The sequence below is a fragment of the Algibacter luteus genome, assembly GCF_900141715.1.
Classification (GTDB): domain Bacteria; phylum Bacteroidota; class Bacteroidia; order Flavobacteriales; family Flavobacteriaceae; genus Arenitalea; species Arenitalea lutea.
In genome coordinates this window covers 416,781-430,338 of the sequence record NZ_FQYK01000002.1, presented here as the reverse complement: position 1 = coordinate 430,338, position 13,558 = coordinate 416,781, and the positions used below count along the sequence as shown (strand labels likewise).

At 34.0% G+C, this 13,558-nt stretch carries 9 protein-coding genes; 2 read left to right on the top strand and 7 right to left on the bottom strand.

Translation table 11 applies throughout. The annotated features are described in order from the left end of the window. Positions 1-31: 31 nt before the first annotated feature. On the bottom strand, positions 32-2,557 hold the full coding sequence (locus BUA46_RS05435; protein ID WP_019387287.1) for a PIG-L family deacetylase: 2,526 nt from the start codon (positions 2,555-2,557) through the stop codon (positions 32-34). A gap of 440 nt (positions 2,558-2,997) precedes the next feature. On the opposite strand from BUA46_RS05435, the gene BUA46_RS05430 reads away from it, so the two are divergent. Beyond that, complete coding sequence (locus BUA46_RS05430; protein WP_019387286.1) at positions 2,998-4,143, top strand: N(5)-(carboxyethyl)ornithine synthase; 1,146 nt, start codon at positions 2,998-3,000, stop codon at positions 4,141-4,143. A 145-nt stretch (positions 4,144-4,288) separates the two neighbouring features. Further along, positions 4,289-5,356 carry a methyltransferase gene (locus tag BUA46_RS05425; RefSeq protein WP_019387285.1) on the top strand — a complete coding sequence of 356 codons (1,068 nt, stop codon included), beginning with the start codon at positions 4,289-4,291 and terminating at the stop codon, positions 5,354-5,356. A gap of 111 nt (positions 5,357-5,467) precedes the next feature. Here the strand turns inward: BUA46_RS05425 and BUA46_RS05420 are convergent, their stop codons facing one another. The 6 genes from BUA46_RS05420 to BUA46_RS05395 form a co-directional block, all read right to left on the bottom strand. Next, positions 5,468-5,953: a hypothetical protein gene (locus BUA46_RS05420; protein WP_019387284.1), complete on the bottom strand. Its 486-nt coding sequence runs from the start codon at positions 5,951-5,953 to the stop codon at positions 5,468-5,470. Positions 5,954-6,232: 279 nt separating this feature from the next. Next, on the bottom strand, positions 6,233-6,970 hold the full coding sequence (locus BUA46_RS05415; RefSeq protein ID WP_019387283.1) for a phospholipase D family protein: 738 nt from the start codon (positions 6,968-6,970) through the stop codon (positions 6,233-6,235). 200 nt (positions 6,971-7,170) lie between these two features. Then, positions 7,171-8,151, bottom strand: coding sequence for a protein NO VEIN domain-containing protein (locus BUA46_RS05410; RefSeq protein WP_019387282.1), 981 nt, complete (start codon positions 8,149-8,151; stop codon positions 7,171-7,173). Continuing rightward, positions 8,135-10,117, bottom strand: coding sequence for a DEAD/DEAH box helicase (locus BUA46_RS05405; protein WP_019387281.1), 1,983 nt, complete (start codon positions 10,115-10,117; stop codon positions 8,135-8,137). Before BUA46_RS05405 ends, BUA46_RS05410 begins: the two co-directional genes overlap by 17 nt. Continuing rightward, complete coding sequence (locus BUA46_RS05400) at positions 10,117-11,535, bottom strand: hypothetical protein (protein WP_019387280.1); 1,419 nt, start codon at positions 11,533-11,535, stop codon at positions 10,117-10,119. Before BUA46_RS05400 ends, BUA46_RS05405 begins: the two co-directional genes overlap by 1 nt. After that, positions 11,532-13,244 (bottom strand): DNA cytosine methyltransferase, encoded by a 1,713-nt coding sequence (locus BUA46_RS05395; protein WP_143148076.1) that lies wholly within the window; start codon positions 13,242-13,244, stop codon positions 11,532-11,534. The genes BUA46_RS05400 and BUA46_RS05395 overlap by 4 nt, the downstream gene beginning before the upstream one ends. Positions 13,245-13,558: the final 314 nt, after the last annotated feature.

The following is a 13,558-nucleotide window of genomic DNA, read 5'->3' as shown; positions in this document are numbered from 1 at the left end:
TTTGTTTTGGTTCTTGTGCGTCGTCCATAAATTAATCGTTTAGTTTGGTGTTCGGTTTGATGTCGTTTTTACCTAAAGACAACATATTTGCAAATAGGCGATAGGCACCAGAAACACCAGCGGGAAACTCTCTAAAAAAGCTTAAACCTGTGTAAATGTAATGGCCTTTACCATGTTTGGCAATAAGTAAACTCCCATCTTTGGCAGTTTCGCCTTGGTCGTTCATGGATAATACAGGTGTAAATTCACTACTCCAAGAATCCGGAAAGTATAAACCACGTTCTTGGGTCCAACCTTCAAAATCGTTAGTTGTGATTTTATTCGGTGCGTTTAAAACTTCATGATTCGGATTTAAAAAACGTACTTCGGCATGTTCATCAGTCACACGATCTCGCGATAATTTTAAATCGTAAGGCGCTAATGCATCCACTTTTAGTCGATGCGCGGTGTTGTATTGCACAATCATATTACCGCCATTTTCAACAAAATCGAATAATTGTTGTTGTTTGAAATTCAAATCTTCCAGGGTATTGTATGCACGAATACCAACCACTATAGCATCAAATCTGCTTAGGGTTTCAGGATTTATCTCTTCTGGGTTTATCACACGCACATTGTAACCTATTTGTTGTAAACTTTCAGGAACCACATCGCCAGCACCTTGAATGTAACCAATGTTTTCACCACGTTTTTTAATATCTAAGCGCACAATTTTACTTTCACTAGGCAGTAAAACCGTTTGAAACGGAATGTGTTCATAGTTAATTTCAATCAACTCTTTGGTATAAGCGGCATCGCCAATATGCACAATCGGACTTATAAATCCTTCGCTTTGATTTTCGGGTGGAATGACCGTAAAAACCAAAGTTTGCTCTTCGCCTTTATGCGAAATAGCCACTTTTTGATTTTTAGGAAATACGCTCCAGTCGTTAGGGTGGCAAACTTCAACATCGCCTTCAAGGTTGTCTCTTCCGGCTTTGACAACTACCATAATATCGCGTTGCGCATCCGAATTTAAAATAATCACCTTTTCGGTAATTTTTGCGGAAGCTTCGGGTATGATTTCAAACGGACGGTACAATTCACCTTTATCGGGTTTAGAATACCTCTGTATGATAGGTTTGGTAAAGGTTATGGGTGTGTTGTCTATTAACAAATTAAAATCGATGTTGTAGGTTCGTGGGGTTTCTGGCAAGCCAATTAAATTGGCGTCATCCACTTGGTACATGCCTAAAGTGCCCTTAGTATTCAACCAATAGGGTGTGGTTGGTTGCGCATCACTTTCAACTTTCAGCACTTCTTTAAAATCGTATTTCACGTTGTTTTTTAGCGTGATGTTTTTTATGATATTCAGGTCTTTGGCATTATTCAGGCTTTGCAAAACCATAGGATAGTCGCTACGGTTAAGCACTTCAATATTCAAATTAATTATATCGTTTTGTGTGGCCCAATTGGTTTCGGCAGAAGCTTCTAAATACAAGCCTGCACACATTTGTATGATGTCTTTCAGTTCTTTGGTTTTTTGGTTTTTCCAGTGTTGGTCTTCAACTTTTTGCAGCCATTTGTAAGCTTCAACAAGCTGCGGAAGGTGGGCAGCAGGATTTTTAAAATTGAAGTTCTTTTCAACACTGTTTAAAATATTGCCAACCGCTTTTCCGCCTTTTACACGGTTCCATGAGGTATCAATACCTTCAAAAACGCCAGTTTTATAGGTAAGTGGGTCGCCTTTTAATAATTCGATGTATTCTTGTTGTGTGCCACGTTGTGCTAAGGTTCCGAAACCTTGACTTAAATGCTGGCTGCGTGCTAATGCCGCCATTTCGTTATTGCTCACGCCTTTAAGCGGATAATAGGTGCCAATATCGATACTCAGCATATTGCTTTTATCTAGTTTATCGAAGGCTTCTTGACTGCCATAACGCCACCAACTGGTGTTGTAGAACAAACGATAGGGTTGCCACAAGCTGGTTTGTTGAAGTTGCTCAGGATACGCCGTTTTATCTTTAGCAAGTTCAAAAGCTTCGAGACTCAATAGGGCAGAACTGGTGTGATGCCCGTGGGTTTCTCCTGCTCTTCGGTGATCGAATCTATTGATTATCACATCGGGTTTAAACTGCCTAATGGCTAAAACCACATCGCTTAGCACTTGGTCTTTATTCCAAATTTGTAAGGTTTCGTCGGGGTGTTTGGAGTAGCCAAAATCGTTGGCTCTGGTAAAACGTTGTTCGCCGCCATCAACACCTCTTGCTGCCAATAATTCTTGGGTTCTAATCACGCCTAAAAGCTCACTTATTTCTGGTCCGATTAGGTTTTGTCCGCCATCGCCACGCGTTAACGATAGGTAAGCGGTTCGTGCTTTCACGTGGTTAGACATGTAAGCTATTAATCGGGTGTTTTCATCGTCGGGGTGCGCCGCCACGTATAACACCGAACCTAAAAAGTTAAGCTTTTGTATGGCTTGGTAAATCTCTGAAGATGCTGGTGTTTTGGGTTTTTGAGCGTGAGTAAACGCTAGCGAAAAAGTAAATAATAAGACGTAAAGTAACTGTTTTTGCATAATCTAGATTGGCTAAAGTTCAAATATAAAAAACAAACCAGCGCTAAGGCTGGTTTTAATTTTTATTTAACGCTTAAAATGGTCAATTCTTAACTCAACTGGATAAAATAAAGGTGCGGCTTTCTTGAGAATACATTCGGCACAAATTTAAATATCAAAAAAAACAATGTTTTTTGTTTAACTCCTAAAGGGATTACTTGCATATCGTCAGGCTATTGGCTTTAAATAGAGTATCTTTGGCATAGAATTATTTGTTTGTTACAATTAATAATCCTTTCGCCATACTTCTGCGAATGTTTTAGACTAACCCTTAGTCTTTGTTTTTTTAATTAAACTCTGGTGGCCAATGTAATGCCTGATTGCTAGATAACAACTATTTCATTGTAATCTTACGTGTTGCGCATGTCATTACTGTGCCATTCGTTTCAATTTAAAAAATCATGGCTTTATTACAAATGGGCGTCATTGGTACTTCAAAAAAAGAAGACGAAAAGCGCGTACCAATTCATCCAGAACACTTAAACAGACTTCCCGAGCATATTCGCAAACAACTTATTTTTGAAACGGGTTATGGCAAACCATTTCATGTTTCAGACTCAGAAATCGAAGCCTTAACGGGTGGTGTGGCCTCAAGAGATGCACTTTTATCAGATATCGGAAACGTTATCATTGCCAAACCTCTACAATCCGATTTAGAAGCTGTAAAAGATGGCGGTACCATTTGGGGTTATCCACATTGTGCACAGCAAAGCCATATCACACAAACCGCAATCGATAAAAAATTAACGCTTATTGCTTTCGAAGATATGTACGTTTGGAACCCCAATGGGCAAATGGGCAGACACACCTTCTACAAAAATAATGAAATGGCGGGCTATTGTGCCGTTATTCATGCGCTTCAACTCAAAGGCATCGATGGTCATTACGGAAATCAAAGAAAAGTCATCATATTTAGTTTTGGAGCTGTAAGCAGAGGTGCTATTTATGCCTTAAAAGCGCATGGTTTTAGAGATATTACCATCTGCATTCAAAGACCAGACCACGAAGTTCGAGAAGAAGTTCTCAATGTGCATTATAACAGAATACGAAAAGGGCAAGACCACGAAGCGCGATTAATTGTTGTAGAACACGACGGAACCGAACGCCCACTGCAAGACCTCATTCACGAATCTGAAATTATCATAAACGGCACATACCAAGATACCAACGATCCTATGAATTACGTTATTGCCGAAGAAAAATCAATACTAAAACCCGGAACTCTCATTATCGATGTTAGTTGCGACGAGGGTATGGGCTTTTACTTCGCCAAACCAACCAGTTTTAAAGAACCCATTATCGCATTAGATAACATCGATTACTACGCCGTAGATCATACCCCAAGTTATTATTGGGAAAGCGCCTCCAGATCCATTTCTGCTGCATTATTAGTGCACTTACCAGCTGTGGTTTCTGGTCGCGAGCAGTGGCAAAAAAACACCACCATTAAAAATGCCATAAATATTGATAAAGGCGTTATTGTGAAAGACCATATTCTGACATTCCAGAATCGCGAAGCACAGTATCCGCATAAAGTGCGATCATGATGACTAAAAAGCCAGATATTCAAAGTATAAATAAAAGTTTGGGCGTGCCCCTTTTGGGTCGGGCTTTACACGGCAATTCCTCGCACTTCCTTCCAGTCAGGCTGTGGGATTTCTGTTGCAATCCCTCACGCAATACAAAGAAACTATGAAATTAGATATTGAAGTTAACAAACCCGTTCCCTTTGTTTTTAAACAACCTTTGCGCGTGTTTAACGGCAGTACCAATGTTAAGCAAGCCATAAAAACTTTAGAGGCAGGCAAACCCTTATTAATTTCAGAGTTTTACAGTAACGGTTTGTTGCTGCTTAAGGCTATAGCGGTACATCTTAAAAGCAAACGGGCTCACACTACTTTTCAAGAACAGCGTGCGTATCGGTCAGAATTTCACAAATTATCAAAGCTTATTTTAATTCAAATTACAGACCATCAATTAACCGTAAAAAAAGCACCATCTATTGGTTGGTTAAAAAAGTTGTATTCAGAAACGCCCAATTTTTTACTGTCTTTTGTTCAAATACAAGGGCTTAACAGTTCGTGGCAATGGTACAAAAATGGCATTGTTATTCCCGTATTGCGCAATAAAATACATCCATATTACGGCACGTATTTTCCAACGCGGTTTGATCATTTGGTACTTTTCGACCAATGGTTGTCACGTTATGAAGGCCCTAAAAAAAATGCCATCGACCTTGGTATTGGCTCTGGTGTATTGGCTTTTCAAATGTTGAAACACGGTTTTCAAAAGGTTTTCGGAACCGATACCAATCCAAATGCTATTGTTGGATTAACATCGTTTATCGAAGACACGAAACTGTCGAGAAAAATAGAACTGGATTTCGCAGCATTTTTTGGCAAGTGGGAACATCAAACCGAATTGATTGTATTCAACCCGCCTTGGTTGCCAACATCTCAGGTTATAAATAACATAGATGAAGCCATGTATTACAATGACAAGCTATTTCCTGAATTTTTTGTAGAAGCCCAAAAACGTCTTTTACCCAACGGTAAGTTGGTGCTATTGTTTTCAAATTTGGCGCAAATTTCGGGTCTCACCACGTCACATCCTATAGTTAAGGAACTGGCGGAAGGTGGGCGATTTCAATTGGCAAACTATCACAAAAAATCTGTAAAAGCAGCTTCTGATAAAACCAAAAGACAACAGCCCTGGCGTTCTGCTGAGACTGTCGAGCTATGGGAACTAACGCTCAACTAAATTTTAAGTCTCAAAACCACCAGAGCTATGGTCTTAAGTTTAAGGCTGTCATACGCAGTTAAACACGGTTTCATACCCTTTCACACCAGCTTGTTTAATATTGGTAGCCAACTAAATTTGCTTGAACTCCGTTTTTTTGGTTTCGGGTTTTACCTTTTCGGGTTCTGCAGGAATGATGGGTCTATCAAAATTATTGAAAAATAGGTTTTGAATAGAATCCATACGCTTCATCATGTGTTGGAGGTGTTGGTTGTGGTTCATAAACCCTTTCTGAAAGAAATTATCGGGATAAAAACCGCCTCCAGAAATCGAATCTTTTCCGAAAAAGTCATCAAAAAACGAATCGTTAAAAAAGTTATGGTTGTTAAAATGCTGCTGAAATTGCAGTTTTAAACTGTCGTTTAGCTTACCGTTAGAGGAGTAACTGTAAGAGTAAATAGAATCATAACGGGTAAGGTTACCATGCTCGTCGTACTCTTTATTTACGGTAATATTAGCGTCGGGTTTAAGCGCTTGGGCTTCGCTTTTTTGTTTGTCTTGTCCTGAACAATTAAAACATAACAAACAAAATAACGGTATAAGATACACTGTTTTCATTGGTTTATATTTTAAAATGACACAATCGTTAACAACTGTATATTTTCAAAAAATATGCCAATGGGTTTTACGGAAAGTTTGGATGGGTTGCGGTGTCATTTTGACAGGGGCGGTAGTTTGTGCTATGCGTATTTTGTTCGTTTAACGCGTTTGACTATGGTTTCGTTGCGTGAAAATCCGCGAGGATTTTCCGCCCTAAACTGAAGATAGCAAATTTGCGAGGACTTTCCGAGAGGAAAGTCGGAAGCAATGAACTATAGCCGGTGTTGTAAACAGTTTTTATTCTTTTATTTCAGTTGCCAATTCTTCTGGCCAAAGAATAAACTTTCCATAAGAGCCTTCCATTTGTTTTGCTCCCATTTCATTTCCTTTTTTTGTAGCATACCAGTCATCATCCTTCTTGTACATGAATTTATTGTCCACAAACCAAGAATTAACTTTTCGGCTACTCAATCCTGTCTTTTGAGATAATTCTTTAGTGGTCAATAATTTTGAATTTGAATAATTTTGCACTTTGCTTTTGCCATTAGAATTATCGGTTTTATTTTCTTCAATTATGGTTTTTTGTGGTGCTTGTATATATGAAAAGTCCTCACTATTGTGCATTATTGATTCTATGTCACTTGACGCATCTTCATAAACTTCTTTATCTTCCTCATTTGCGGTGTCAATTAAAATTCCCATTTCTCGGTTATGTTGTTGTGAAAATTCATAGAGGTTCATTGATGCAATAATCATTTTGTTTTCGTTCAAGTAACATTTTGCGTGAAGATTTTTAGAGAAATATAATCTTACATATTTTAACTTTTCCAAGTAGCTCATTTCCGTTGGTGCAAGTTCCTGTTTTCCAAAAATGATTCTAACATCTACTTTTTCTCTTTCTTTGTCATTTAATAATTCTTTCATATTGTCAGAAAGTTTTAGATAAGGGCTTATGATGTAAAGTTCCTTTCTTGCATCTCTGATTAAGTTTTCTAATTCTGCAGTTATACTTGAAGTTCTTAAATATTTTGCCATAAAAATTTATTAATAAATTGGGGTTTATATTGTTTAATTTGGTTTTGTTTTAATTGTTTACAACTAAGGCGGAAATGAAAACGTTTTAATGTTTTATATCCGACGTAGAACGAAGTTAGTTTATTTTACTGATAAAGTAATACCCTTTTGCAATTTTTGGTTGCAGCGTTGACTGGCGCGAATTGCGAATGTGTATGGTTTTAAGGGTTGACATTTATTAATTCAATTTTATATTTATCAACTAGTTTCTCCCAAATATCATCTTTTAATATTGATTCGTATGGATTCTGTTTCATTATTGGTTCATAGTTTTTATTGTTCATTTCTTTTCGATTTACAAGATATATCCAATATTCTTGTTGCTTTCTTTTTGCTGTAAGATATTCGTTTCTTGACCAAAAGAAATAAGGAGTATCACCATCATAAGATTTTACTTCTATGAATCTATTTGGGATATCGTCGTTTTCATTATCATAAGAAGCAACATCATAGCCTTCATTAACTATATATTCAGCAACCCAATCTATCTCTTTCTTATTATTAAGTCTTTTTGTTTCGTAATCCATAACAAATCTTTCAGCTTCTTCTCCATAAATTTGTTGAAGTTCCATAGATTTTCGAAACTCTTCAATCCCAATTTTTCTCTTTTTTATTTCTGGTAAAACAGTTTTGTCAAATAGTTTTTTGTATCGAGTATTAATAATAAAATAATTAATCTCAGGAGTAGGATGATTCATTATTGTTCTAAAATCAATTAATAATTGTTTTAAATTTGAGTGTTTTAGTCCAAAAGCCGCATTGTTAATTTGAAGTGATTTGTAAATTATATCGTGAGATAAATGTTCGGAGCAAAATATTTTATGAAATTCTTCATCCTTTTTTAACGCCAGGAATAGAAACTCGTTAAATTTGTCTATCATTTGGTTAACACTATTTAAAGAATTTGATATCCCTTCATTTATAGTGACAATATTATCTGAAGTTTGAAGTATATCTATTTTTAGTGCTAATTCTAAACAACCATCAAACACACTTCTACCATCAATGATTTTGTTATAAAATAACTTTTCAATATCACTTCTTAAATAACTTACGTTTTGTTTGTTTTTTAGAGTGGTAAGTAATTCAAAGAAATAATTTGGAGTCCCAAAATTGCTATAATGTCTAAGTTCTTTGAGCATAATTAGCAATTAATTCTTTAATTATATCAGTTTCGTCATTATTGTCAATTTGTCTAAATAATGGAATGTCATCATTTATTATTTCTTCCATTCGTTGGATTTTCAAATGAAGTCTTGAATTTATGACTTCATCAATGGAATTGGTCGAAACGAAATAATAATATTTCGTAATTTGATTATCGTCCAATCCAACCCTATGGATTCGATCTTTAGATTGCAAGAAATTAGAACAATTGTAATCTCTTTCAAGGTAAATTGCATTATGACAGCCTTTGTGAAGTGAAATAGACTCTGCAACAGAAAACGGGTTTGCAATAACTACACTAAATTCATTATTTTTTGGGTCGTTAAATGCTTTTATAGTTATTTCCCTTTCTTCTTGTGGAATTTGACCGATAAGAAGTTTAGAATCAATATTGTTAGTCTTTAAATACTCTTGTAATTCAAGAGCATTTTGAATAAATATAGTCCAGATAATAACTTTTCCATTTTCAGCAAAAATATCATTTTGTAAAGTGTGTAAGATTGTATTAAATTTTCTCGGAACTTCAAGGTTATAGTAATTTGTTATTTTATTAAAAAATTCAGAGTCATTTATAAATTCATCAGTATCCGTTGTGAAAATTGCATTAGGATCAAACTCTCCTGTTAATTCGTTGTTCTCTAATGAGTCCTTTAGTGTTTTGGAAAGGAGTGAAGGATTGGTTGCCGCTTGTCTTAGCCTAATTAACTTTGCTTTGTTTAATATATCTTTTACTGTTGCTGAACTATCCTCTTTAAAATGTTCGATATATTGAGATTCTATAAAGTTATAAATTTCTCTTTGATAAGGAGCCATTTCAATTTGAACATAAGTTTCTTCTATTGGTGGAAGATTCAAATCATCTTTCTTAATTCGTATAAAATATGGAGAAATATTTTCCTTTAATTCTTTTACACGATTAGAATCTAATGAACTGTTAGAAGTCATATCTTCTAGGTTGTGATAATGGAACTTTAATATTTCTTTGAATTTGAATGGATAAATAAATTTATATAGATTAAAAATATCTTGATATCCATTTGGCACTGGTGTCCCAGTAAGTATAACTCTTGAGACTGCTTCTTTAGAAATATCAGTAACACTTCTTCCCCAAACGCCTTCAGGGTTTTTGATTCTGTGAGCTTCGTCAACAACAACCATCGTTTTATTTCTTTTCAAAAAGTCTATAATGTCAGTTTGAAATCGATCTACTCCTCCGTGAAAAATTAATGATAATTCAGGTGCATTTGGCGAATATAGGTGTTCTAGTTTTTTTTCAATAGAAACATTTGGGTCACCTGACATTCTGAAAGACTTAGCTTCAACTCTAAAACATTCAAAATATTCATTTTCCCAGGGAGCAAATGAGGAAAGAGGTCCAATAATCATAAGTTTATCAACGTGCTTAGAATCTTCTTTCGGCAAATTTTTTAAATAAGCATAAGCTCCATAAACAATAGAGGTTTTTCCTGCTCCAGGAACAGCAAAATTACACGAGTTTTGAGCGAAAGCCATGTGAAAAGCAGAAAGTAGTTGTAGCTTATAGAGCTCTCTATCCATTTTTATTTTTAAAACACTTTGAAAATCATCAAATTGCTTAACTAGTTTATCATTTCCCTTAAATTCATTGTTTCTAATTGCTCTCGCGTTTTCAGTGAACAACTCGAAATTTTCTTCTTCCTTATGGTAAGATTTTAATTCAGCTTCAATGTTTTCAGATAATGAATAATCTAAACCAAATTTCGCAAATAGGTTACGAATTTCATCAAGAATTTTTATTTGAGTTTTTGTTTCGTAGGGAATTGAAATTGTATCATTATTAATACCAAAACCTAAACGTTTTAAAGTTAAAAGAAATCTTTTGTTTTTGACAATTTGATTAATGTTACCTGAAATGGTAAAAGAACTAATTTCATTATTTATGTCAATTGTGAAAGCAGTCATTATAAACTTCTCTTAATTTCATATCCAATACTTGAAATTCGTTTCGCTTTGTTTTTAACATCTTCGACTTCATTTTCAGGAATTTTATCAATATCTATTGCCTCCATTAATTCAATAATATGAGATAAAACTCTTAAAGGTGATTTTTGGTTTAAGGAATGGAATACTTTATCTCCAAATTCTTTAACCATATCTTGAATTTCAGGTTCTGAAAAAGCAGTATGGCCTGTTCTAATAGCATCAAAGGTTTGAGAAGCACGTTTTATTAACTTACCAGGAGCATCTGCAGCTTTATTATAACCAATATTATATTTATGATCGTTTAAGTTTTCTATAAACGCACTTGTATCATTTTCAAACTTTGAACTATCAAAGAATAACTTGTCTCTAGAGTTTAAATGTTTTTCAAGATTTTTAGAATTGAAATCAATTTGTGGTTCTTCAGGTATTTTTTGAATTATTTCATGGTGTTTAGAACTAAAACTTGACCAAATCTCTTTGTCTCCAAAGAAATGTTTATCTCGATTTCCTTCGGCTAAATTTCGAAATTCTTTACCATCATACTCATTCCTAAATCGTAAATAGTCAAAAGCTATAGATTTTAAGTCATCAACATCACTGTCTGAATATCCATCGAATGCTCTCTTGCTTGACTCTCCGTAAAAATTATTTAACCATTTTGTTAAGAATAAAAATTGATCTTCTCTACTATCAAGTTGTGTGTAAATACCATCATATTCCAAATATTCAAGATATTCATCCATAATAGCCATAGTATCAAGATACTTTTTTACCTCACTTTCTTTTTCACCCATCCAATCGGAAATGCTTTTTATGGCTTCCGTTTCCGTAATTTTAGGTGTTAGTTTATCAAATATTTGTTTTGCTTTTAGGTATTTTTCGATAGGGTTGTAACCTAATTTTTCATCTTCACCCATTTGATAAGTTGTTTCCAACCTCTCTATTTCAATTGGGTTTTCTTCTAAAGTTACAGGAAGTACTATGGCTTTAAAAGTACCTAGTCGATCAATTTTGTTTAAGAGCATTGCTCTTCGATTACCATCTATAATAACTCCATCTTTGGTTATAATACCAACCTTTTGTTGTTTGAAATCACGTAAACTTTGTAATGTTTTTTTGTTCCGATCAATTTTAGATTCCCAAAGGAGTTTTTCGATTAAATTTCTTCCTTCTTCTGTTTCTAAATCAATAATTTGATTTTGTTTTTCTAAGGATTTAGTTCTACTAAGAATTCTACCATTGTATTTATTGTAAATAAGATAAGGAAGAGGAATATTATAAACTTTTTCAGTTTTTAAGCTTCCTTCCCACATTATTTCGTGGTTCAATAAATCTGTTCTGTCTTTACAACTGTTTATTACTTCTTGTATTTTTTCTTTTCTAACTTCTTTATTCATGTATATTTCTGATTGGCAATGGAAGATATTTTATTTATAGCGTATAATGAGAAAAGTTGTTTTAAAGGGACTTTATTCTTTTCGGTAAAAACAACTGTTCCGTTTTGTTCAAAAAGTATATCAGGACATTTTACTTTGTCTAATATTTCTTGAATTTGATCCACTAGTTCGGTTGGTTGTTCTAAATTATTAATTGAAACTTGCTTTTCATACATTTCTTGAAGTTGATTTTTAGTTCCAATTTTTTCAGTGAAGCCGTTATTGATTATATTTAAAAACTTTTTACCACTTTTAAATTTCGTAATTAACTCTTCTATTTCTTCAAAATATCCATCCTTTACTTTTTGTATCGGAAAGCCTTCCCCAGAACCATATTGAATAGAAGTAAACCACTTGTTTTTAGTTTTACTATTTTGATCAATATCATAGTTAGATAGTGTTACAGTAAGATTTCCGTCTTTTATTGGGTGTCTCCTAAATCTCGCCCCTTTTTTCTTAACAGGCGGCTTATCAAATTTCTTTCTTTTATAATTGTTCAAATTCTTCACACCTTCAAGATTAGGTATTGTACCTACAACTAATTCTTTAGGTTTATCTAATTTCAGAGTTTCAATAACAGTTTTAGCTAAAGCTCTGCTGACTGGACAGCATACTGCATTACCCACTAATCTCCATTTTGTGTTTTCACTACCTAAAAATTGATAAGTAATTGGGAAGCCCATAATAAGAGCTGCCTCTCTGACTGTTGGCAATCTATACTCGCCATTACCTTTTCTTCTTATCTCAGATTTATATATTATAGATTCTCTTGAATTCGCGATTTTTGTTGCCGTAATTGTTCGGCTTGGATTATTATTGTTTTCTGGGAATGACATTCTCCCCATATAAGGATGATTCTGTTTCCAAAATTTAGAAAATTTCCATTCAACTTCATATATTCCAGTATCATAGAAATGATCAGTTATTTCATTTTTGGGTATAGAAATATTGTAATTTATATCACTAATCTGTTTTGTTGATTTTTGCTCGAATGGATTTGGAAAATTTTCTTTAATTTCTCTTATAGATCGATAAATAGGTAAACTACCTTTATCCTTAGAACTCTTGTGAGTTTTTTTTGGAATTATAAGTTTTTTCTTTTTTATAATTTCACCAGAAACAACTCTTTTTCGAGCTTGTATAGATCCGTAATCAGCAGAATTTACAATTGTTGTGTTTTGATATAAATTAATTGCAATTTTATTAGGACTAATCTTGTGAGAATTGGCCCAATTCGTCAAGCCCAAGTCTTTAAAAGTGTACTCAGTTTGAAGATAGCGTTTGGAGTTTACAACATTTTCCATGAACCAAGCTTTAAGGGTAGAGTTTGGCTTATGTTTTTTTACTGCAACGATTCTTAAAAATGTTTCTGTAAGTTTTACTCCAAGAGATTTATCTGCTTTTCCAGATTTATTTGAACTTGAAAAACTTACACAAGGAGGGCTTCCAAGTATTATGTCAGTATCCGGAATCTTTTCGATTTCCTCAATTGAATTTTCAAAATCAAGAATATTTTTGGGGCTGCAATTTAGTCCAAAATTATGATTGTAAGTTTCAACAGCTGGCTTCCAATGATCAAAACCTGCAACTATTTGATAATCTTGTTGTTTGAAACCTTCAGAAAATCCTCCAGCTCCACAAAAAAAATCTATTACAGTTAATTTGGTCATATGTAGGTCAATTCTAAGGTTTGTTCTATTTTTTTTAGCATTATCAAGAAACATAATGCCTCAAATTATTAAGCGGTTTTACTTGATTATTTAGTTAATGCTTTTAAAATGTAATACATAAAGTTATATACTTCTCAAGTTAAACAAAAATAAATAATTTTCCCACAAACACAAAGTGAAACATAAAAAATAAAATGAAAATTTTAAACTTCAATTGGGGTAGTAAACCCGCGCTAGGGATTGTAGCGGCATCCTTTTTTTGAAAGATGAAAAACACACCTTATTAAGAACTCTAACTTAGCAGATAGCCGCGT

Coding starts and splice junctions, on each gene's coding strand:
- BUA46_RS05410 (WP_019387282.1), bottom strand. CDS start 8,151: ATGCTCAAAGAACTTAGACATTATAGCAATTTTGGGACTCCAAATTAT.
- BUA46_RS05415 (WP_019387283.1), bottom strand. CDS start 6,970: ATGGCAAAATATTTAAGAACTTCAAGTATAACTGCAGAATTAGAAAAC.
- BUA46_RS05425 (WP_019387285.1), top strand. CDS start 4,289: ATGAAATTAGATATTGAAGTTAACAAACCCGTTCCCTTTGTTTTTAAA.
- BUA46_RS05430 (WP_019387286.1), top strand. CDS start 2,998: ATGGCTTTATTACAAATGGGCGTCATTGGTACTTCAAAAAAAGAAGAC.
- BUA46_RS05420 (WP_019387284.1), bottom strand. CDS start 5,953: ATGAAAACAGTGTATCTTATACCGTTATTTTGTTTGTTATGTTTTAAT.
- BUA46_RS05435 (WP_019387287.1), bottom strand. CDS start 2,557: ATGCAAAAACAGTTACTTTACGTCTTATTATTTACTTTTTCGCTAGCG.
- BUA46_RS05405 (WP_019387281.1), bottom strand. CDS start 10,117: ATGACTGCTTTCACAATTGACATAAATAATGAAATTAGTTCTTTTACC.
- BUA46_RS05400 (WP_019387280.1), bottom strand. CDS start 11,535: ATGAATAAAGAAGTTAGAAAAGAAAAAATACAAGAAGTAATAAACAGT.
- BUA46_RS05395 (WP_143148076.1), bottom strand. CDS start 13,244: ATGACCAAATTAACTGTAATAGATTTTTTTTGTGGAGCTGGAGGATTT.